This is a genomic window from Chryseobacterium defluvii (genome assembly GCF_014204415.1).
GTDB classification, from domain to species: domain Bacteria; phylum Bacteroidota; class Bacteroidia; order Flavobacteriales; family Weeksellaceae; genus Chryseobacterium; species Chryseobacterium defluvii_A.
On record NZ_JACHLE010000001.1, the window covers coordinates 581,678 to 603,450 of the forward strand.

The window sequence follows — 21,773 nt, forward strand, 5'->3', positions numbered from 1 at the left end:
ACGATAAAGTTGATGACAAATGAGAAAAGAAAATTATTCCCCGAAATAAAACACTAAATGAAAATAAAAATTATCAACAAATTTCTTTCTTTTCTTGTAATAGTTCTTTCATTAAGTTTTTGTACAAGATTAACATCCCAGAGTATTGATTTTGATAGTGTAGAGTTTTATAAAGTTAAAGCTCACAAACCAAAATATAATTCTGCCAATACATTTAAGTTAAAAACAATCTTCGGACAGACTTCTCAGGGAGACCTTAATGATGACTTTCCAAAAAGAATAAGAAAAATTGGCTATAAAAGGCGAGTTTTGGATTCTGAAACTTCAGATCAGATTTTAAAAATCATAGAAAGGACACAGCCGGGTAAATACTATACTACTGTCTGCAGACAGATATACAGAGATATACTGATATATAGAAAAAACGGAAAAGTTGTTAAGATTCTTAAAATATGCACCAGCTGTTTTGCCAATCAACTGATAACGGTAAATGATGACACAGAATTACTGTTAATAATTTCTGAATATGAAAATCTCCGCAAATTATTGGAAAATTAATATCAGAACAGGATATTTAGAAAATGAGAAATAAAAAACACGATTGAACATCTTTCGACTTTTTGTTGCTTATACTTTCCAATTCCTTAAAGAATTTGTAATTTTATTTTTATTGAAAACATAAACCAGTCCACATGGCCAAAACAAATAAAACAGCATGGACAGAAGCTGACGTAAGCGGGTTCGTAAACTCATACGTAGAAAATATTGAAAAGAAAGCAGATAGCTTCCGGCTGATTGAACTGATGAGCGAATGGTCGGGATTTGAACCCAAAATGTGGGGACCAAGTATTATCGGGTTTGGAAGCTATCATTACAAATATGCAAGCGGACATGAAGGAGATGCGCCTGTTATTGGCTTTTCACCCCGTAAAGCAGAATTTTCCCTTTATATTTATTCGCCGACTGAAGAGAGTGAACAGATATTGAGCAGTTTGGGGAAGTTCAAAATGAGTAAGGCATGTATTTATATAAAAAAGCTTTCGGATATTGATATTCCCATTTTAGAACGCCTTTGTAGAGAATCTATTGCCTATGTGAATGAACATCATGAGTGTGCATGCCATGATCAATCCGTTAAAGATAAACCATAATATATGTTCAGAATGTGTTTTACGGGCTGGTACAGATTACTCTAAGTCCATTCGAAACAAAGCTCTAAAATATAAAAATAATTCATAATAACTATGACAGAATATCAGGCAAAATCAGCCAATTATTTATCCTTTGAGGTAACAAAAGACGACAAACTCATTGGAAAACTCACTTATAAAAACTGGTTTAAGCTCAATGCTTTAATAGAACTTGCTGATAACTCAGGCTACCAGATCGAGCCAAAAGGTTTTTGGGGAACAACAATTGAGCTGAAGGAGAGGGAAAAAACACTTCTTAAATTCAAAATGAACTGGAACGGAGAGATTATTGTACAGACTTTTTTCAGCGGAATTGAAAAAGACTATATTTTTAAATCCAGAGGGATTTTTAGAGACTCTTTCATCCTTACAGACGAAAAAGGCACCGAACTTTTAGCAGTGAAACCGCACCTGAAATGGAATCTGATGAATTACGAATACCAGATCACAGCATCAGAAATTTTTGAGACTTTTTCTCATAAAGAAATTTTGCTGTTAAGCTCACTGCACTTTGCCAATTATTATATGTCTATGATGACGGCTGCTGTGGGAGTGTAAAATAAGTTAATAATGAAGTATGGATGATCACACTTAAATGAACAAATTCGGCTGCATTCAGCAGGAGCAATTGTCAGGCATCAATCTGATTTTAATAAATTGGAATCTTACAATAATGAAAAAACAGTTCAATACCTTATAGATTATCTGGAATATTATTTAAGAAAGCCTGAATTATATTTTGATCAGGAACAGGTATTAGAAAGTGTCGTATTCTTGGATAAAGTAAACGGAACAAAAAATAAAGAAAAATATTTGGAGATATGGAACGAATTCCAATTAGGCAGGAAAGAAGTTTCTAAAATTAATGCTATTAATACGGCAAAACTTTTAGAAAAACAGGAAGGAAGTAAAATTGCAGATGATTATTTAAAAGCTATGGAGCTAACAACTAATAAAACTTTTGAAGAAGACATTGATACTGAATATATTGAACAACATATAAAAATCTTAAATGATTTAAAGAATTGTATTGCAGACCAAAAATAATTTATAATACTTAAAAAGACAATATGGAAGATACAAACAAAACAGAAAATACAGACATTACCCCAAAAGTAACCGGTATCGGGGGAATCTTCTTCTTCTCAGACAACCCGAAGGAAACAAGAGAATGGTATGCCCAAAATTTAGGGCTTGATGTCAATGAATGGGGTTCAACCTTCGAATCCAGGGACAAAGATAACCCTGAAGAGATAACCCAGCTTCAATGGTCTCCTTTTAAGACCGGAAGCGAATATTTTGCCCCGTCTAAAAAAGAATTTATGATCAATTACAGGGTTCAGAATATGGAAGCATTTGTAGAAAGGCTGAGAGAAAACGGAGTGACTATCGTGGATGACATTCAGACGTATGAATACGGAAAATTCATTCATATTATGGATGCGGACGGAAATAAAATAGAACTTTGGGAGCCGGCTTAGCATCTTAAAATGCTGAATAAATAAGTGTAAACTATAATTTTGTATAAATTTAAACCCTGCAAGGAAAACTTACGGGGTTTGTTAGTTTTAGTGAAATGAGTACAGTGAATATGATCCAAACATTGATTGATGCCGGTCTTTTTCAAACCGAAAAGACGATTCAGCGGTATCAGTTCCTGAAAGTTAAAGACGAAACACATACCGATATCTATTTTATAGAAAAGGGCAGTGTTCGAATCTTTATCATGGATCAAGATGAAGAAAGGATCATCAGGTTCGGATATACGGGGAATATCATTGTGTCCCTGGATTCATTTCTGTCAGGAAAACCTTCCGGTTTTTATATTCAGGCCATTAAAAAGACCAAAGTAAGAATAGCTTCCAAAAAAGATTTCTACTCATTTATCCAGTCAGAAGATGAAAATAGGAAACTATGGACCTTTATTCTTGAAGACCTCGTATTACAGCAGATCGAAAGAGAAAAAGATTTGCTTACCAGCTCTCCCAAAGAAAGGTTTGAGCGGGTTTTAAAGAGAAGCCCCCAACTGTTTCAGGAGATCCCGGATAAATACATCGCCAATTACCTCCGCATGAGCCCGGAAACATTATCCAGGCTTAAAAAATCTTGAGCTCAGTCAAGATTTAAAAACTTTTGAATATTGAAATTTGTATAAAAAAACAATGAAAATTTCTTCCCTACAACTGATTTCAGAGTTGAAAAGTACGGTTCAGGAACATATCCGGTATGCCGAAACACTGCAGCAGAAAACAGAAAGAGAACTTAATTTCAGGGTTTCAGAGGACAGCTGGAGTGTTCTGGAATGCATCGAGCATCTCAACCGCTACGGAGAATTCTATATTCCTGAGATCAGCAGCAGGATATCGGCTTCCCAATCATCTCCGAAAGCAACATTTTCACCGGGCATTTTGGGAAATTATTTTGCGAAAAGCATGCTTCCCAAAACAAAGCTCAATAAGATGAAAACCTTCAAAAGTATGAATCCCATTCACAGTCAATTGGATAAAAAGGTTTTAGATACATTCATTCTTCAGCAGGATCAGTTACTGGAATTATTGCAAAAAGCAGAACATATCAATATAGGTAAAACAAGAACCAGTATCAGTATTTCAAAGCTGATCAGGCTGAAATTAGGGGATACTTTCCGCTTTGTAATCTATCATAATATAAGACACCTGGAACAGGCAAAAAGAGTTTTGGCAGCAGTTTAAATTTCATGATGCAGATCCGTTGGAAATTGTTAATTTTAAATCAATGGAAACCATACACCTTAAAATACTCAAAACCCCGCTTGGAGATATGATTGCCTGCGCCGTAGATCAGGGCATCTGCCTGCTTGAGTTCACCGACCGGAAGAATAAAGAAAAGCAATTCACCTCCTTATCAAAAACTTTAAATGCAGAGATCGTTGAAAAAGAACACCCGCATTTCAAACAGCTTGAAGAAGAACTGAATGAATATTTTGAAGGGAAAAGACATCAGTTTGAGGTCCCTTTGTTTGTTACCGGAACAGAATTTCAGAAAAAAGTCTGGCAGCTCCTGCGGGAGATCCCGATGGGAGAGACCAGATCCTATAAACAACAGTCAGAATTTTTGGGAAACCCTAAAGCTATCCGTGCAGTAGGAACGGCAAACGGCATCAATAAAATAGCTATTCTGATCCCGTGTCACCGGGTAATTGGTTCTAACGGTGATCTGGTAGGCTATGCGGGCGGGATCTGGAGAAAACAAAAATTATTGGAATTGGAAGGGGCTATCTTGTTTTGATTTTGTAATTTTAAACAAAAATTTACACGTGAAAAAGTTAGTATTTGCACTTTGCGTATCAGCTTCAGTTTTCAGTTTTGCACAGGATTATTCAGTACCGGCATTAAGTCCGCGCCAGAAAGTAGAACAGCAGTTTTCCATGTCTAAAATCACCGTTGATTACGGAAGACCGGGAGTTAAGGGACGTAAGATCTTTGGGGAGCTCGTGCCTTATGGCCAGGTTTGGAGAGCAGGAGCCAATTCCTCTACAAAAGTGACATTCGGGCAGGCTGTGAATTTTGGCGGAAAAGTGGTTCCGGCAGGAACTTACGGTTTATTTATCGTTCCCACTGAAAAAGAATGGAAAGTGATCCTGAATAAAGATTTCCAGCAATGGGGAGCCTATACTTATGATCCGGCACAGGATATTGTGGATGTAACAGTACCTGTCAACAAACTGGCAGACAAACAGGAGTGGTTCGAGATCACTTTGAACCCTATTGATGAAAATGCAGCCAATTTAGTATTGAAATGGGATTTTTCACAGGCAGAAGTACCTTTGAAACCTGCAAAACCAGATGCCGTGAACAAAATTACAGACAAGCTGAAAGAAATCAAGAAAATAGAGTCTGATGCTAATAAAACCAAAAGCTGATCAGCAATATGAATACATCCTCTTCACCAGAAGGGGATTTTTTTTAAAGCCAGATGGATATTAGACATAATTTTAATAATTTTGTCACTCAATTTAATAACATGATGAAATCTAATTTAACCTTTCAAAAATTTTTTTATTTACTATTCTTTGCTTTTTTAGTTTCCTGCTCAGGAGATGAAGAAGCTGTTGCAACAAATCCGGTACAAACAGCTCCTTCCAACAGGATCTTAAAGTTTTATGGTGCAGATCCTTCTTTAACATCCCCGATTGTTCAGAACCAGAGGTTTACCATTGCCGGCGGAAAAGTTACTCATTATGACTTTGGGGCTTGGGCGGGTCAGGGAGATATTGCCTATTCAGGGGACAAGATCGCAAAAATTACCACCAATTATCTTTCTCCGGTTTATTCAAAAGTTGAATTCTTTTTTGAGTATGACAATAACGTTCTGAAGAGTATAAAAGGAGTTTATACAGGAGGAACGGTGGGTAAAATAAATATTCTCCGGGTATTTTATGCGAATAATAAAGTAAGCAGGCTGATAGACAGTAACTATTTCGATGAAAATGATATCATCAATGATGATGGGGCTGCTTCCAGGCAGTATGCTTTTACTTATTCAGGAGAAAATGTTACGGAAGTGGTACATAGTTTGGGTAACTATAGCGGGGCATCAGGTTTTGTGAGCAGCACTCACAATCCTACCGTACATACTTATGAAGGCTACACTGACCAGAAAAACCCGTTCTCCACATTTCCCTTTGAATTCAGAATATTTTTATCTTCGGTTTTATCGTCAAATTATCAGCTGAATTCTAAAAACTTCCCTCAAAAAGTAATCATAAAAAATCCGAATTCTGATATTACAACTATGGAGGCTGTCTTTAAAAGTGATTCCGAAGGCTGGATCACTGCACAGCATGAGCCTAATAATCCTGTGGCTAAAGCGGTCTGTCTTTATGAAACTTACTAACGGTAAATTTTTTGCCACACTCAGAAATTGTATTTAAATTAGGTAAATAACTATTGTGTTCTTATATGAAAACATTCTCTATACAGCCTATACTGGAAAATGAAAACCTGAAGCTCCTTCCGTTAGCAGGAGATGATTTTGAGTGCTTATATGATGTAGCCTCCGATCCCAAAGTATGGGAGCAGCACCCAAATAAAGACCGCTATAGAAAGGAAGTTTTCGAGAACTTTTTCAAAGGGGCAATGGAAAGTAAAGGAGCTTTTAAGATCATAGAAAAATCTTCGGGAGACGTATTGGGGAGCAGCCGTTACTACGATTTTGATGAAAATAGGAACAGTATTTTCGTAGGCTACACTTTTTATGGGACAAAATCCTGGGGAAAAGGAATTAACCCGCAGGTTAAGAAACTGATGCTGGATTATGTTTTCCAATATGTGGATAAAGTGTATTTCCATATCGGGAAGCAGAATCTTCGTTCCCAAATTGCATTGGAAAGATTGGGCGGGAAAAAGATTGCAGAAGAAGAGGTCGCTTATTTCGGGGAACCTGCCCGAACCAATTTTGTATATGAAATCAAAAAAGAAAACTGGACACAATGAAAAAATATAAAATCCAAAAATCCCCTTTTGTAGTTCCGACTACAGACGGTAAACTGATTGAAGAACACTGGGGAAATTCTACACAAAACCCTAATGTTTCCATAGCTCATATGGTAGCACCTCCGGATTGGAGCGAACCGCATCAGACCCCGGAATTTGATGAGTTTACCTATATTATTTCCGGCAAAAAACAATTTGAGATTGATGGAGAAACTGTTGTCCTTGAAAAAGGACAGAGCATTCTGGTGGAAAAAGGGGCAAGGGTACGTTATAGCAATCCGTTTTCAGAATCCTGTGAATATATAGCCATTTGTCTTCCTGCCTTTTCTATGGAGCTTGTGAACAGGGAAGAAGGAATAGATTGAAAAAGGATAAAAGGTAAAATCGCAGAATCGTAAAATCGTAAAATGATAAGTCTGGAAAAGCTGAAACTAGCCAGCCTGCCTGTCATTCTGAGCACAAAACAAAGTTTTGCGAACATAGTTCACGAAGTATTCTTTAAGTATAAAACTACTTAAGAAGTTCCCTTAAAAACAATAAAGTGTGGTTCCAGGCTCTTTTGGCCATAACTTCATTATAGTCTTTGGATTTGGGATCTGTAAAAGTATGTTTTGAATGGGCATAGGTAATGATCTGCCAGTCTGCATCCCCTTCATTCATCTCTTTCACAAGATTGTCATAATCCTGTTGGGTGACACCTTTGTCATCCGCTGGATTTTCTACAAGAATTTTGGGTGTGATTATCCCGTTTTTTCTGTTTTGGTCTTTAGCAAGGCTTCCATGAATAGAAACTACTCCTTCAACGGGTAAATTTCCTCTTGCTGCCTCTAACGCTCCGGCTCCCCCGAAACAATATCCGATCACAACGACTTTACCGGCACCATTCTTCTTTAGCTGTTCCAAAGCCAGGGAAATCCGTTTCTGATAAACATCATAATTTTGTTTGTAGTATCCGGAACTTTTGGCTGCGGCGGTATTATCTGCCGGAATATTACCTTCGCCGTAAATATCAGCAATAAAAGCAATATATCCCTGTTTTTCCAGTTCAGCTGCTGCCGTCTTAGATTCGTCATCTATACCCTTCCATGCAGGTAAGATCAGAACTCCCGGAAGCTTTTTCCCGGCATTGGAAGTGATCATGCCATTCAGCTTCTGGTTCTCGTCCTGATAGGATACTGTCGAGAGTTTCTGACTGAATACAATTCCTGGACTCATTAAAAGTACGGTGAATAAAATTGAACGTATCATATTTTGTAATTTAAATAAACATTAAACTGCCTGTTTGTCATTCTGGGCACAAAACGAAGAATGACAAACCAATTGAAATTCATAATAAAGTCCCCATCTAAATTACTAAATAACTTATCATGAGGATTATTAAATTGTTATAAAACTCAATTTTACCTGAATTCTACGCCCAGATTTACCAGCTCATATTCCAGATCTGTTTCAGGGTGAATATGAATGGTTTTAAACCCTATAGATCGTGCAATTTCAATATTTTTAGGATTATCATCAATAAAAACAGATTCACCAGCCTGAATATTATATCTTTCCAGAAGGACATACCAGATCTTCGGATCCGGCTTGATCAGCTTTTCCGTTCCTGAAACTACAATTTTCCCGTCAAAAAGCCGGAAGAAATCATAATTTTCCAAAGCATAGGGAAAAGTTTCCGCAGACCAGTTGGTCAGACCGAAAAGCCCATACTCTGTATTCCCAAGTTTCCTTAAAATTTCTACATTCTGAGGAATATCACTTTTCAGCATTACCGTCCAGTTGTCATAATAAGCTCTGATCTCCTTTTCCCATTCCGGGAACTTATTCACCTGAATGTTAGTGCCTTCCGAAAGGCTTCTTCCTCTGTCCTGTTCCTCGTTCCATTCCTGTTGGGCAATGTGGGTGAGGAAGTATTCCATTTTTTCATCGTCATTGAAGTAATCTTTGAAAAAATATCTTGGATTCCAGTCCATTAAAACGCCTCCGAAATCGAATACGATGTTTTTGATTTTCATACAATATTTTAATTTTAGTATTTTACTTTCACCACAAAAGTCATAAAAGTTTTTTATTTAAACACGTTAGAACACGTAAGTTTTTAAAAGTTTAACATCTTTAAAATAAAACGTTCATATAAGAAAGAAAATCAAAGATTTTCTAAAAGGCTAAAGCGTTTTTCTTTGCAATAAAATTTTACTTTATATAGACTTGTGTTTAATATTTTATAGCAGCATTTTTGTCATTCTGAAAGGATCTAAACTGTGCAATCTCTCGAATGGCAACAAGTTGCTTTAAAGGTTAAAAAACGTATAGCTTTAGTGGTTATCAATTATTCTGACCTGTAAAACTGATATTGTCCATCCTCAAAATATGCATGGATATGCTGTAGTCCATTAGTTAAAATAATTTCCTTTGCTCCGATGATGGAATTATACCTTGCCGTCTGCTCAAAAGTTTTTTCCGTAAGCTTCACACCGGGAGCTTTGCATTCGATCAATATTTTAGGTTGGGCTTTCTCAGTGACCAAAAGATCAATTCTCTTCGTTAAACCATTCAGAACTATCTTTTTTTCCGTGACCAATGCAGATGTGGAGTAGGATTTCACCGTCAGGTAATAATGGATCCAGTGCTGTCTTACCCATTCTTCGGGGGTAAGCAAAAGGTAAGTTTTACGGACCAAGTCATAAATAAAAAACTTATCTTTGTCTTTCTTGAATTTAAAATCAAAAGTTTCCTGAAAATTCAGTTTTGGAAGTTCCATTTAAAAGATGAAAGAATTAGATTTAATCCTCAAAAATATTAAAAATAAAGAAGTTTTACCTATTTATTTTTTCCACGGAGAAGAACCTTACTTCATTGATGTAGCTGTAAAAGCTCTTGAACACGATTTTCTGGAAGAGGATGAAAAGGCTTTCAACCAGACCGTAGTGTACGGAAAAGATACTTCTTACCCGGAGATCCTTTCATTGGCAAGGCAGTTTCCGATGATGGGGGATAAGCAGGTCATTATCATAAAAGAAGCACAGGATCTGAAACTGAATGAAGAGGAAAACAGGATACTGGAAGCATATGTAGACAATCCTGTTCCTTCTACGGTGTTGGTCTTTGCTCACAAGCACAAAAAATTAGACAGCCGGAAAAAGGCAACGAAAGCACTGGATAAGGCGAAGGCACTTTTCCTGAGCGAAGCTGTAAAAGAAAATAACCTTCCGAAATGGATCGCTGACGAATGCGTCAGACTGAACATCAAAACAGCCCCGAATATTTCCCATCTTCTGGCAGAATATCTCGGTAATGATCTTTCGAGGATCGCCAATGAGCTGAATAAATTGAAGATCATCCTCAAAGAAGGTGAAATTCTTGACGGAAATATCATCGAAACCCATATCGGGATCAGTAAGGAATATAATGTGTTTGAGCTTCAGAAAGCTTTAGGAACCAAGAATGCCAATGTGGCTTTCAAAATTGCCCATTTTATGGGTAAGAATCCCAAGAATAATCCGTTTGTAATGATGCTGGCCAGCCTGTACAACTATTTTTCCAACGTTATCGTGTACCAGACGATGATGGGGCAGCCACCGCAAACTATTGCTTCACAGATGGGGATCAATCCTTATTTTATTAAAGATTATGCTGAAACAGCCAGATTATATCCTTTAAAGCATGCCACAAGAGTAATCTCCATCCTGAGAGAATTTGACATGAAAGGAAAAGGGCTCGGAGCAGTCAATATGAGCGAGGCGGAACTTATCAAGGAATTGGTATATAAGATCATTAATGTGGACAAAATTAAAATGAAAGTTTAAATAGTTTTTCTATTATGGATGTCTTTCAATATTTTAGCTCACAGGTCAGATTATCAGATAAGGAGACTGAATTATTGTCACATTCGGTAAGGAGGAAAAAATTTCAAAAAAAAGACCTTATCCTCCCCGTTGAAAACAATTCAAAAAACATTTACTTTATAGAGGAAGGTATTGCCCGCGTTTTCTATGCTCAAAAAGACAAAGATATTACACTCTATTTTTTAAGCGAAAATAATATAGGTTTGCCTGTAGACAGTATTTTTTACAATCAGATCTGTAAATTCGGGATAGAATCTTTAACGGAAACAACCGTTGCTGTTATTCCGTATAGCAGCTGGGAAAAGCTGGCTGAGCATAATGCCGGATTGCAGAAATTTTCACAGAAACTGATGGTCAATTACATTAAAAACGCCACAGACCGAATTTATAACCTGAAATTCCAGACGCCAAAAGAGAGATTTGAAACATTACTCTCAGAATTTCCCTCTATTTTTCTGAAAGCACCTTTAGGGCATATTGCTTCCTATCTGGGAATTACCCAGGAAACCTTAAGCAGGCTAAGAGCTGGAAAATGATTTGTTTTTTTGATTTCAGTCAAAAATTTATCTTCATAATTGACAGAAATTTGCAGTACAAATTCAAATGAATATGATAAAAGTTACTGCGATCGAAACGGGAAAAGCTGTCTGTAAAACAGCACAGGTAACAGCACACGAAGGGCGTTCTGCCATCGGAAGAAAAATTGATATTTTCCGTGATCCGGATTTTGTGAAGCCATTACCCATTCTGGCTTTCCTGATCGAGCATCCGGAAGGTTTGTATCTGGTAGATACGGGAGATACGGCAAGAAATTCTGATCCGGGATATTTACCGGGCTGGAATCCGTTTTTTACCAAAATGGTCTCCATAAAAGTGGCTCCTGCAGAGGAAATTGGGTTTAAGTTGAAAGAATTGGGGGTGGATCCCGCAGATCTTGAAGCTGTCATTCTTACCCATTTTCATCATGACCACGCAGGCGGGCTCCATCATTTTCCACATACAAGGATCATCGGAAGCCGGGAGAACTGGAATGAGTGTCAGAGCATGAAAGGAAGGATTGCCGGATACCTTCCCCAAAGAATGCCGGTATGGCTGAAGCCCGAGCTGATTGATTTTACAGGCGGTCCTGTCGGGGCTTTTCCTGCTTCTTATCCTGTTACAAGGGATGGCAGAATTTTGCTGGTGCCTACGCCGGGGCACTGCACAGGGCATATGTCTGTAGTTGTACGTGGTGAAGATATAACTTATTTTTTGGCAGGTGATGCTTCTTATAATATAGAGAATATCAGAAACGAAAAAACGGACGGGGTGACTTTTCAGCCTCAGACTGCTTTGAAGACCTTACAGAATATCAAAAACTTTGCCCTGCATGAGCCTACCGTTATTTTACCCTGTCATGACCCGAATAGTGCATCCCGTCTTATGAATAGAGAAATTTTTGACTTGATAAAGGCTTCATGACATGATTTAAAGAGAGGCTGGCCCGTTATTGTTTAAGCTAATATTTATTATTGACAAGTATCATTAAATTCATTTCATTAAATAGCTAAAAATTACGAAATTAGCGGACTTGAATTTTAATCTTTTTTGAAAAGTAATTATGGAGCAAAACATTTTAGACTGTGTGATCATAGGTTCCGGGCCTTCCGGTTTTACAGCTGCGATTTATGCGGCAAGAGCAGACTTAAAACCTGAACTGTATACTGGTCTGGAGCCGGGCGGGCAATTAACCACTACCACGGAAGTAGATAACTTCCCGGGATATCCAGCAGGCGTTACAGGCCCTGAAATGATGATGGATCTGCAGAAACAGGCAGAAAGGTTTGATACCAAAGTTCATTATGAGATGATCACCAAAGTGGAGTTGTCTAAAGAGGTTGGAGGTGTTCATAAATTATATGCAGGAAACAAAGATATCTTTGCTAAAACAGTGATTATTTCTACAGGAGCCACTGCGAAATATCTTGGGCTTGATGATGAGAAAAAATATGCAGGCGGAGGAGTTTCTGCATGTGCTACATGTGACGGCTTCTTTTATAAAGGGAAAGATGTAGTGGTTGTTGGGGCTGGGGATACGGCAGCAGAGGAAGCTACCTATCTTGCCAAGCTGTGTAAAAAAGTGACCATGCTGGTGAGAAAAGATGTTTTCAGGGCTTCAAAAGCGATGATCCACAGAGTGGAAAACACTCCGAATATTGAAGTGAAATTCCATCATGAATTAATCGGAATAGAAGGGGAGAACAGCTTAGTGGAAAGGGCTGTGGTGATCAATAACCAGACTGAGGAAACTTCTACTATTGATGTTGACGGAATTTTCATTGCAATAGGCCACAAACCGAACACAGATATTTTTGCAGGGCAGATCGACCTGGATGAGAACGGATATATCCTGACTGAAAAAGGGTCTACAAGAACCAACCTTCCGGGAGTTTTTGCGGCAGGGGATGTTCAGGACCATATCTACAGACAGGCGATTACGGCTGCGGGAAGTGGTTGCATGTCGGCAATGGATGCTGAGAAATATTTAGCGGAATTGCATTAGTATTCAAACTTAAAATATAAAGCGCACCTTTGGGTGCGTTTGTTTTTACCATGAGAAATTTATTGTATGTATTTATCGGAGGCGGAATTGGAAGCATTGCGAGATATCTCATTTCCAACTATACCCAGAAGCTCTGGAACATAAGTTCATTTCCGATGGGGACTTTTGTGGTGAATATAACAGGCTGTTTCCTGATCGGTTTTCTGACTTCGTATTTTATGAAGAATGATAATTCTTTGAAGTTTCTTTTAATAACCGGACTTTGTGGGGGATATACTACTTTTTCTACCTTTTCTGCAGAAAATTATTCTTTATGGCAGAATCAGCAATATGGGATGCTATTTCTGTATATTGCTTTGAGTGTGGTTTTGGGATTGGGAGCTGTGATTGTGGGAATGAAGCTTCAAAGTGTATTATTTTGATAAAAGGCTGCGGCGCAAACGAAGTTTGCGCCGCAGCCTTTTATCATTTTCTGTTTCGTTGAGATACGAGCGGGTTATTGCCCGGATCTTAATTTCTCGTTTTCTGCTTTTAAAATTTCTATCTCTTTTTTTAGCAGGTTGATATAATCCTGTTGGTTTTCTAATAGATAATCAGGAATGTTATAAATGTTATAGTGGTATTGATTATAATTTCCAGATTGACTATTGGAACTGTTATCATTAAATGTCAAATTCTGAACAACGCCGGTAGGTCTTTCTTCTTTAATTTCTTCTACAGGAACATCCAAAGTTGCTGCCAGTTTTTCCTATTCGTCGCCATATATCCTTATCTCATCATTTTCTTTTCTACTATAATAATGAAATAATTAACCTGATTTTTAGCTCCTTATTAAGCAGTGTTAAAATTTCTTTCAGAAATGTTTTGCCAGAAATGAAAAACGTTCTATATTTGCACCACCGAAAACGACAGCAATGTTGAAGTTTAGGAGAGTTGGCAGAGTGGTCGATTGCGGCAGTCTTGAAAACTGTTGACTGTAACAGGTCCGGGGGTTCGAATCCCTCACTCTCCGCGAAGTAAAAGCCTTTAAATCTTAAGATTTAAAGGCTTTTTTTGTTATTTTGAGTTATTAAAATATAGCATATCAATATTTTGAATTTTTATCAGAAAAAATAGGGATAATGCACTATTGATTATTGGTGGGTACTTTATTCTGCCTTTGCAAATACCTGGGCCGTCATTGATCCGTAGCCCCAGTTAAAGTTTGGGCTGCCAATATTATCCCACATATTGAATACAATATTTGTAGAGGTGAAACCACCGCCTCCCAGTTCTATGTAACCATTCAAATCATAGGTAACCGTGGTAACTACACTCGTATTATTTGTTTCTGTTCCTATATAGGTGGCTCCTGAGCTTACCATACCTGAAGTAGCACCGGGGCCACCAGGAAGGATTGTATATTTTCGGGAACCTGCAGGATCTTCAGTGCCATTTCTTAAAAACCGTATGCCATAATACCCAAAACCACTTGCAGTAGCAGGTACCGTACTATAAGTTCCTACAGGAACAGAGTAAGTGACAATCACTCGACAAGTACTGTGAGGGGGGATATTGATAGTCAGAGACAATCCCAAAGGTACATTATTAATAGTAGTTACAAGTCCTAGTCCGGTCCTTCTTACAGGAGCGGTAGCTACAACGCTGTAGGTATCATCCAGTACATACTGCGCAGGTGTCCATTGCTGGTAGGTTCTCCACAATGGGAGGGCAGGAGTGCCGTAATTTACATAGAAGCCATCACCTGTTGTGATGGTGCCTCCGGTGCTGTATACCATAAGCCCTGTGGCAGGAGAGGCAATGGTAGTTCCATCTGTACTGTTTATCAGGGAAACTCTGGGGATCAATATGCCTCCCTTTTTAGTAGCATTAGATTCCACATCCAATATAGCAGAAGGGTCAGGATTAGCTGTATTGATGCCTATTTGAGCGAATACCATAGCGGACACTATGGTTGTCAAAAGTGTAAAAAGGTTTTTTTTCATTTTTCTTAGTGTTTTAAATTATTTTAAACGTAAATCTTCATCAATTTTATTTTAAGAACTAATAAGCCGTTTAAATGCTTATTTCTGCTGTACTTCAAATTAAACGATATATAAAAATCTTTCACTTCTAATAAAGATATTTTGTATGATCGGGCGACAGAATTATTTACAATAAGGTGCTTTCTGTAATTATTGTACTTATTCCTACCTGAACATTAAAAATGCAGTAAACGATGATGCTTTAAAAAAATAATGTTTTCTCCCATTAAAATATTTTTTATGTTTTTAGAAATTGAATATTTGAATACAAATTTGATGAGTAATTTGTTATCAGATTATTATGCTTAATTATATAAGTACGAGACAAAGACGTTTGTAAAAAATGAATCTAATATTATTAAAATATTCAATTCAAAATAAATATCTGATACAATATTTTTATTTTTTAATTTTAAATAATTAATTTTTTATTTTAATTTAAACAATAAAGTGTATTCAAATTTTTACTTCAAATTTATGTTAAATAAAACAAAAATTCACACTGTATTCACACTGCAGAATATAATGTATTCATTTTCAATTATTTAAATAAATGTTGTTTAATAGGGTTCTAGTTTTTTAATCTTTAATTTTAATGATCCGATTTTATTAGTCAAAGTTGAGGATTTTAGAAAAGTTAGCTATATTTATATAGTTAACCCATCAATCAATGATCTATAGATTCAGAACGGCAGAAGCTCTGCTGGACCGCTTTCATGAGCTGGATAATCAGGAAATATATTTTGCATCTCCCAAAGAACTTAATGATCCTATGGAAGGCTTTAAAGATCTCTTCTGGAAAGGTGATGAAATTGTCTGGAAAAATTTCCTGATCAATTACGTAAAAAGCCTGGAAGCTTTCTTTTCCCTAACGGTACTTACTGCTGAAACAGTTAAGCTGAAAGATGAAGATATAAAAGTATTGTCACACAGGTCTGCCATGCATCCTCCTGAGCATAAAAAACTGATGGACGATATCATTAAAGAAATCTTTGCTTATAAATACATCAGCACAATCCCGAAATCTCTTGCGAACAGAGCTAGCCCTGTGAGGAGGGAAGAATTGCTCTCATACCTGAATTTCTTTCACCAATATGTCATTAATGCGATCAGTAAGCTGTATTTTGAAAAAGGATATACGGATCAAAAGTATTTTTATAATTCGTCTGAAGAATTTGATGAGCTTCAGAGTAGTGTAGGAAATATGGTAGAACTCATCAACGCTATTGAAAGCGAAAACGGGAAGTCAGTAGTTGATACCCTATTCACGGTTACTATTCAGATGATGACTCAAGTGAAGCTCAGAGGAAAGAAAAGTATAGGAGAAAAAGAGCTGAATACCAACAGTTTTTTACTGGTATCGGAATTTCCTGAAAAATATTTATCCCGTCTCGAAGAATCCATCTATCCTGAGTGGTATACAGCCTCATTCTTAACAGATAATACAAACTCTGCGATCTGGGGGCATTATGGTGATAATCATAAAGGAATCTGTCTTATTTTCAAAACCCAAACAGATGAAAATAATAAAGAGTTTTTAAGTCTGGATACAGAATCTGGATATGGTTCCGGAGGGCCGGTAAGAGCAATACGCCCCCATCGGTTCCACAAAATAGAGTACACCCGTAAGCATATAGAAATAGATTTTTTCAGGTCAATGGGAAGGCTGTCCAAAGAAGAGCTGAATGCAATGTGGTACAGTGATGAAAATGGTAATATGAGTATTTGCGGTGAGCACCTCAATAAGGTTGACGACAATAAAGAATGGAAAGATGGATATTGGGACAATTTTTATAAAAGTATTACCACAAAACTTGATGAATGGGCCTATGAGAAAGAATTCAGAATTATCCTGAATGATGGTTTTTATCAGTATAATGACAAGAAAGACAGGAAGCTGAAATATGATTTTAATGATCTGGAAGGAATTATTTTTGGGATCAAAACGGATATTGCCGATAAGCTGAAGGCCATCAGGATCATTGAAAGGAAATGTAAAGAAAACGGCAGAAAAGATTTCAATATTTATCAGGCCTATTACTCCAAAGAAACAGGTAAAATAGAAAAATTTAAAATAGATGTGTTCTAACTGTCACTAAATACCCTATAAGGTATAATCGATACGTTTTTTGTATTGATAATTTTCTAAAAAAAGAATTTTATCACATTCCTACCTCTATCAAAAGGATATTGAATTGATGACCGTCGGGATCTGCAAAGGCAAAACCACAGTAATTGGTTTCTTCTCTGTTCAGTTCATTAAAAATACGTCCTCCGGCCTGTTTTACTTTATCTTTCCATTCTCTTACCTCTGCTTCTGTTTCTGCAGAAAGGGTAAATATAATTTCACCGGTTTCCGGTCCGGGTGGTAAGTAGTCATCTATTTGGGTGCCGTGTTCAAAAAAATGAATCACAAAATCATCACCACCAAAAAGAAAACTGGCCAGCTTAGGATCTTTGTTTAGCTTCTTAGGTGTGAACCCCAGCTGTGTATAAAACTCATGGGTACGCCTTGCGTCTTTTACACTGAAATTAGCCCAGATTTTTTTTGATTTCATGTTGTTGAATTTAAAAACAATATTAGTAAAAAAAATTATGCAGCCATATAGTTATAGCAGGCTTTACTTGTTGATTAGTAGGGTTTTAATCGTTATGTGTAATAATTAATTTGTTTTGTAGTTATAAAAACATGCATGAACAGAGTAAAATCTGGATTTACTATTATAAAAAAGACAAAAATTACTTTAACTTTGCCAATAGAATGATATATGCTGATTGTTAAATTTTTGATAATAATAATATATTGTTGTAAAATTAATACTAAATTACTAAATTAACTGATAAATTAGTTTAGCGAATAAATAGATATGGAAAATAAGTTCTTAAATTTTAAGTTGAGGAAGATTGTTCATTATTCATTGATCGCTTGTATCCTGCTGATACAGGTTATTATAGCCATATTTTTTTATAATGAATTTACCAATAAGAAGAAACTGAAGTTTATTGAGAATCAGCTGGAGGAAAGCCGGGCATTGGAAGGCCTGACCGATAGTTCGAGGAAAGATTTTATGGATGCGCAGAATTACCTTCAAAAATACATGATAAGCCAGAATCCCAAAGATCTGGATTTATACTTTCAGTCTCTCAGGAAGCTAAATAATAATTTTGATAAAATAAATGATTATGGAGATACGGCTCCAAAACTTAAAAATAATCTGGATCGGCAAAAAAAAGATACCCTGAAGATTGTAAAATTGGAAACTATCATAGATTCTGTACATCAATACTCTCTGAACCCGCCTGCAAAAAACCAGGATCAGCATTTTGAGCTGAAAAAATACAAGAATAATGATAATTTTGATGACCTGAATATCAATATACAAACCCAGACCTACTCTGATACGGTCAAGAAGAAAGGGCTGATGGGGCGCTTAAAAGATGCCATATCCGGAAAAGTGGAAGTACAAAAAGAAAGTACCGTTATTACGCTGACCAATAATAAAAAAGCAGAGATTTCTGAAAAGGTAAAATCAAGGATGGACAGTCTGGTAGGGCTAATGAATAAGTACTATATGACTGAAGTCAAGAAGATTCAATTATCAACAGTCAAAAATGAAAAGGACAATAAACAGTTTTACGGAAATTTCAGTAAATTGTTGATCTATAGCAACGGACTGATCAATGTATATGAAAATGCGATTAAAGACTTTAAATCAGAACTGGAAAAAGAGCACGAAAAACAAAATTCAAGAAATAACAGGATCAGGACCTGGCTGGTACTGGGGCTAATGAGCCTGATGTTTATTGTATCAATTCTCATTATGTATTTTACGAGAGTCGCATTCATCTACGAATGGAAACTTAATGCCGCAAACAAGGAGATCAAGAACAACCTTAATTTCAAAAACAGGATATTGGGAATGCTGAGCCACGAATTAAGGTCTCCCTTAAAGATCATAAATATTTTTATTGATAAGATCAGCAGAACTACCAAAGATGAAACCATAAAAGATTACCTTAAATCCATCAAGTTTACCAATAGTACCCTGCTTATACAATCTAATCAGATCTTGGAATATACGAAAAACCAGGAAGCGGATAAAAAGCTTATACCAACGGTCTTTAATCTTAAAGATGAGGTCAACGCTATTGTGACGGCTATTACACCTTACATAGAAACCAGAAATAATAAGTTTGTGGTAAGAGACATGATTCCTGCGGATACGGTAGTGCATTCGGACAATATAAAAATGAACCAGATATTTATGAACATTCTGGGAAATGCCAATAAGTTCACGGAAAACGGGCAGATAGCCCTTACCATGACTACCGAACAAAAAGGCAAGAATATAATTTCCCTTACCACTACAGTGGAGGACACCGGAGTGGGAATATCCGAGTCTGACCTGAAGAAAATTTTTGAGCCGTATTATCAGGGATTGGTTTCCGACGAGATTGATAACGTGGGTGCCGGTCTGGGGCTTAACTTATGTAAGGAAATTGTAGAACTTTTTGATGGCATTATATCAGTTTCGAGCAAGCTGCACAAAGGGACAAAAGTGACATTCAGTATCAATTTAAATATCAGTAATAATGGAACTACCAATTGAAAATAGAGAGATTACATTTCTTTTAGCGGATGATCACAGCATGGTACGGCAGGGAATGGCGATCACTGTCAGTGAAGTCGTTCCCGATGCCAGGATCTATCATACTTCATCCTTACAGCAGGTAGTAGAGATGGTGAGGTCAAATGGAGTAGAGATCGTTATCATTGATGCGCATTTTCCGGACGGAAACAGTTTGCATATTTTACCACAGATCAAAAGTGTGAATCCCGATATTAAAATTTTAATTTTCTCAGGACTGGAAGAGCATCTGCACGCACTCAAATATATCAATGCCGGTGCCAATGGATATCTGAGCAAGCTGAGTGAAGAAGAGGAGGTAAGGCAGGCTGTTTCAGACATCATCCATAAGGGAGAGTATATTTCTGCCGTTTCGCGGAGCTTATTGGTGCAGTTTGCCTACGATCCGAACTCAATCAACCCTCTTAATTATTTGACCAAAAGAGAGCTGCAGATCGCGGAAATGTATGCGGAAGGATACGGGAACCTGGAAATTGCAAATCATTTGGATATAAAGCAGAATACGGTAAGTACAATCAAAAAAAACATCTTTGAAAAATTAAAGATAGAAAACCTTGTTGAGCTGATTGACCTTATCAAAACCCATCACAAAATATAGGCTTTCCGGAGCTCGTTCCTGATCTATTCATTTTCTATACTGCCGCATCGATAAATATCTACGTTTTTATCGATATATATCTATGTGGATTTCTCAAAATTCTATTTCAGATGTTGTTACTTTGCACCAACAAAATTTACCGATAAAAAACACAAATGAATTGAAAATGCTTCTTAGCTTTTTAGTTTCCAAATAAATAAGGTAAATGATGTTTGGCTATAAATTATAGCTATTTTAAACAAGTGATGAAAATTTATATCGAGGTGTATGTAATAATCTTTAACCGGCTTCTTAAAAACTGATTTATTAAAAAACACAAATATACATAAAGAAGTGAAATTGGTCTTTTCAGGTTATTTTAAAAACACAGAAAAAAATCCACAACTACAAAAGGTTGTGGATTTTTATTTAGAAGTTTGCCGATAAATATCTAGGCTTCTATCGATATATATCTGTGCGGATTTCTCAAAATTCCACTTTGGATGTTGTTACTTTGTACCAACAAAATTTACCATTCAAAAAACACAAATGAATTGAAAATGTCTACGGCTTTTTAGTTTTATAATAAAAAAGGTAAATAATGTCAGGCTCTGCTTATAACTGCTTTAAACAAATGATGAAAAATTTATATTAAGGTGTATGTCTAACCATTAACCTGCTTCTTGAAAGCTAAAAAAATACAAAACTGTAAAGAAGTAAAATTGGTTTTAGGTTATTTTAAAAACACAGAAAAAAAATCCACAGCTCAAAAGGCTGTGGATTTTTACTTAACAGTTATCTAGATAAATATCTACGCTTTGATCGATATATATCTATGCGGATTTTTCAAAATTCCACTTTGGATGTTGTTACTTTGTACCAACAAAATTTACCATTCAAAAAACACGAATGAATTGAAAATGTCTTAATGGCTTTTTAGTTTTATAAAGAAGGTAAATAGTGCTAGGCTATAATTATAGCTGCTTTAAACAAGTGATGAAAATTTATATCGAGGTGTATGTTTAACCATTAACCGGCTTCTTGAAAGCTAAAAAAACACAAAAACTATATAAAGAAGTAAAATTGGTTTTTTAGGTTATTTTAAAACACAGAAAAAAAATCCACAGCTCAAAAGGTTGTGGATTTTACTTAGTAGTTATATCGATAAATATCTACGTTTTGATCGATATATATCTATGTGGATTTCTCAAAATTCCATTTTGGATGTTGTTACTTTGTACTAACAAAATTTACCATTCAAAAAACACAAATGAATTGAAAATGTCTTATGGCTTTTTAGTTTTATAAAAAAGGTAAATGATGCCAGGCTATGATTATAGCTGCTTTAAACAAGTGATGAAAATTTATATCGAGGTGTATGTTTAACCATTAACCAGCTTCTTGAAAGCTAAAAAAACACAAAAACTATATAAAGAAGTAAAATTGGTTTTTAGGTTATTTTAAAACACAGA

The 21,773-nt window shown here is 36.3% G+C and carries 26 protein-coding genes and 1 tRNA gene; 21 read left to right on the top strand and 6 right to left on the bottom strand.

Annotated features, from left to right (window positions below; translation table 11 throughout):
* Positions 1 to 57 precede the first annotated feature (57 nt).
* From HNP38_RS02540 to HNP38_RS02595, 12 genes are all read left to right on the top strand, one after another.
* On the top strand, positions 58 to 558 hold the full coding sequence (locus HNP38_RS02540) for a hypothetical protein (protein WP_184183952.1): 501 nt from the start codon (positions 58 to 60) through the stop codon (positions 556 to 558).
* 134 nt (positions 559 to 692) lie between these two features.
* On the top strand, positions 693 to 1,151 hold the full coding sequence (locus HNP38_RS02545; RefSeq protein WP_184183955.1) for a DUF1801 domain-containing protein: 459 nt from the start codon (positions 693 to 695) through the stop codon (positions 1,149 to 1,151).
* Between the two features lie 93 nt (positions 1,152 to 1,244).
* Positions 1,245 to 1,748 carry a hypothetical protein gene (locus tag HNP38_RS02550; protein ID WP_184183958.1) on the top strand — a complete coding sequence of 168 codons (504 nt, stop codon included), beginning with the start codon at positions 1,245 to 1,247 and terminating at the stop codon, positions 1,746 to 1,748.
* Positions 1,749 to 1,847: 99 nt separating this feature from the next.
* On the top strand, positions 1,848 to 2,237 hold the full coding sequence (locus tag HNP38_RS02555; RefSeq protein WP_184183961.1) for a DUF6000 family protein: 390 nt from the start codon (positions 1,848 to 1,850) through the stop codon (positions 2,235 to 2,237).
* Positions 2,238 to 2,260: 23 nt separating this feature from the next.
* Positions 2,261 to 2,671 carry a VOC family protein gene (locus HNP38_RS02560; RefSeq protein WP_184183964.1) on the top strand — a complete coding sequence of 137 codons (411 nt, stop codon included), beginning with the start codon at positions 2,261 to 2,263 and terminating at the stop codon, positions 2,669 to 2,671.
* Positions 2,672 to 2,766: 95 nt separating this feature from the next.
* Positions 2,767 to 3,300: a Crp/Fnr family transcriptional regulator gene (locus HNP38_RS02565; RefSeq protein ID WP_184183967.1), complete on the top strand. Its 534-nt coding sequence runs from the start codon at positions 2,767 to 2,769 to the stop codon at positions 3,298 to 3,300.
* A 52-nt stretch (positions 3,301 to 3,352) separates the two neighbouring features.
* Positions 3,353 to 3,901, top strand: coding sequence for a DinB family protein (locus HNP38_RS02570; protein ID WP_184183970.1), 549 nt, complete (start codon positions 3,353 to 3,355; stop codon positions 3,899 to 3,901).
* Between the two features lie 43 nt (positions 3,902 to 3,944).
* Complete coding sequence (locus HNP38_RS02575; RefSeq protein ID WP_184183973.1) at positions 3,945 to 4,457, top strand: methylated-DNA--[protein]-cysteine S-methyltransferase; 513 nt, start codon at positions 3,945 to 3,947, stop codon at positions 4,455 to 4,457.
* A gap of 28 nt (positions 4,458 to 4,485) precedes the next feature.
* Positions 4,486 to 5,091, top strand: a complete 606-nt coding sequence (locus HNP38_RS02580) for a DUF2911 domain-containing protein (RefSeq protein ID WP_184183976.1) — start codon at positions 4,486 to 4,488, stop codon at positions 5,089 to 5,091.
* A 101-nt stretch (positions 5,092 to 5,192) separates the two neighbouring features.
* A complete protein-coding gene (locus HNP38_RS02585; RefSeq protein ID WP_184183979.1) occupies positions 5,193 to 6,065 on the top strand; it encodes a hypothetical protein in 873 nt (290 codons plus the stop codon).
* A gap of 65 nt (positions 6,066 to 6,130) precedes the next feature.
* Complete coding sequence (locus HNP38_RS02590) at positions 6,131 to 6,664, top strand: GNAT family N-acetyltransferase (RefSeq protein WP_184183982.1); 534 nt, start codon at positions 6,131 to 6,133, stop codon at positions 6,662 to 6,664.
* Positions 6,661 to 7,029 (top strand): cupin domain-containing protein, encoded by a 369-nt coding sequence (locus HNP38_RS02595; protein WP_184183985.1) that lies wholly within the window; start codon positions 6,661 to 6,663, stop codon positions 7,027 to 7,029. Before HNP38_RS02590 ends, HNP38_RS02595 begins: the two co-directional genes overlap by 4 nt.
* Positions 7,030 to 7,174: 145 nt before the next feature.
* Here the strand turns inward: HNP38_RS02595 and HNP38_RS02600 are convergent, their stop codons facing one another.
* The 3 genes from HNP38_RS02600 to HNP38_RS02610 all read right to left on the bottom strand — a co-directional run bounded on the left by HNP38_RS02600 (position 7,175) and on the right by HNP38_RS02610 (position 9,425).
* The gene (locus HNP38_RS02600; RefSeq protein WP_184183988.1) at positions 7,175 to 7,912 is read right to left on the bottom strand and encodes a dienelactone hydrolase family protein; all 738 of its coding nucleotides are present in this window, start codon (positions 7,910 to 7,912) and stop codon (positions 7,175 to 7,177) included.
* Positions 7,913 to 8,064: 152 nt separating this feature from the next.
* Entirely contained in the window at positions 8,065 to 8,679 is a 615-nt protein-coding gene (locus tag HNP38_RS02605) for an HAD family hydrolase (RefSeq protein ID WP_184184005.1), read from the bottom strand.
* 314 nt (positions 8,680 to 8,993) lie between these two features.
* Positions 8,994 to 9,425 carry a type I restriction enzyme HsdR N-terminal domain-containing protein gene (locus HNP38_RS02610; RefSeq protein ID WP_184184008.1) on the bottom strand — a complete coding sequence of 144 codons (432 nt, stop codon included), beginning with the start codon at positions 9,423 to 9,425 and terminating at the stop codon, positions 8,994 to 8,996.
* A gap of 7 nt (positions 9,426 to 9,432) precedes the next feature.
* Here HNP38_RS02610 and holA point away from each other — a divergent pair, with 7 nt between their 5' ends.
* From holA to crcB, 5 genes are all read left to right on the top strand, one after another.
* Entirely contained in the window at positions 9,433 to 10,470 is a 1,038-nt protein-coding gene (holA, locus tag HNP38_RS02615; RefSeq protein WP_184184011.1) for a DNA polymerase III subunit delta, read from the top strand.
* 14 nt (positions 10,471 to 10,484) lie between these two features.
* Positions 10,485 to 11,045 carry a Crp/Fnr family transcriptional regulator gene (locus HNP38_RS02620; RefSeq protein ID WP_184184014.1) on the top strand — a complete coding sequence of 187 codons (561 nt, stop codon included), beginning with the start codon at positions 10,485 to 10,487 and terminating at the stop codon, positions 11,043 to 11,045.
* Positions 11,046 to 11,118: 73 nt separating this feature from the next.
* A complete protein-coding gene (locus tag HNP38_RS02625) occupies positions 11,119 to 11,970 on the top strand; it encodes an N-acyl homoserine lactonase family protein (protein ID WP_184184017.1) in 852 nt (283 codons plus the stop codon).
* Positions 11,971 to 12,109: 139 nt separating this feature from the next.
* A complete protein-coding gene (gene trxB, locus HNP38_RS02630) occupies positions 12,110 to 13,051 on the top strand; it encodes a thioredoxin-disulfide reductase (RefSeq protein ID WP_184184020.1) in 942 nt (313 codons plus the stop codon).
* Positions 13,052 to 13,101: 50 nt separating this feature from the next.
* Positions 13,102 to 13,473 (top strand): fluoride efflux transporter CrcB, encoded by a 372-nt coding sequence (gene crcB, locus HNP38_RS02635; RefSeq protein WP_184184023.1) that lies wholly within the window; start codon positions 13,102 to 13,104, stop codon positions 13,471 to 13,473.
* Positions 13,474 to 13,547: 74 nt separating this feature from the next.
* Here the strand turns inward: crcB and HNP38_RS02640 are convergent, their stop codons facing one another.
* On the bottom strand, positions 13,548 to 13,781 hold the full coding sequence (locus HNP38_RS02640; RefSeq protein WP_184184026.1) for a hypothetical protein: 234 nt from the start codon (positions 13,779 to 13,781) through the stop codon (positions 13,548 to 13,550).
* Between the two features lie 197 nt (positions 13,782 to 13,978).
* On the opposite strand from HNP38_RS02640, the gene HNP38_RS02645 reads away from it, so the two are divergent.
* Positions 13,979 to 14,063 (top strand) — tRNA-Ser (locus tag HNP38_RS02645).
* 136 nt (positions 14,064 to 14,199) lie between these two features.
* On the opposite strand, the gene HNP38_RS02650 is transcribed toward HNP38_RS02645, so the two are convergent.
* A complete protein-coding gene (locus HNP38_RS02650) occupies positions 14,200 to 15,036 on the bottom strand; it encodes a hypothetical protein (protein ID WP_184184029.1) in 837 nt (278 codons plus the stop codon).
* Positions 15,037 to 15,745: 709 nt separating this feature from the next.
* Between HNP38_RS02650 and HNP38_RS02655 the strand changes: the two genes are divergently transcribed.
* A complete protein-coding gene (locus HNP38_RS02655) occupies positions 15,746 to 17,164 on the top strand; it encodes a DUF2971 domain-containing protein (protein ID WP_184184031.1) in 1,419 nt (472 codons plus the stop codon).
* A gap of 73 nt (positions 17,165 to 17,237) precedes the next feature.
* Here HNP38_RS02655 and HNP38_RS02660 read toward each other — a convergent pair whose 3' ends face one another.
* The gene (locus HNP38_RS02660; RefSeq protein ID WP_184184034.1) at positions 17,238 to 17,633 is read right to left on the bottom strand and encodes a VOC family protein; all 396 of its coding nucleotides are present in this window, start codon (positions 17,631 to 17,633) and stop codon (positions 17,238 to 17,240) included.
* 309 nt (positions 17,634 to 17,942) lie between these two features.
* Between HNP38_RS02660 and HNP38_RS02665 the strand changes: the two genes are divergently transcribed.
* Together HNP38_RS02665 and HNP38_RS02670 are read left to right on the top strand one after the other, a co-directional pair.
* Entirely contained in the window at positions 17,943 to 19,685 is a 1,743-nt protein-coding gene (locus tag HNP38_RS02665) for a sensor histidine kinase (RefSeq protein WP_184184037.1), read from the top strand.
* Positions 19,669 to 20,322, top strand: a complete 654-nt coding sequence (locus HNP38_RS02670; protein ID WP_184184040.1) for a response regulator transcription factor — start codon at positions 19,669 to 19,671, stop codon at positions 20,320 to 20,322. Before HNP38_RS02665 ends, HNP38_RS02670 begins: the two co-directional genes overlap by 17 nt.
* Positions 20,323 to 21,773: the final 1,451 nt, after the last annotated feature.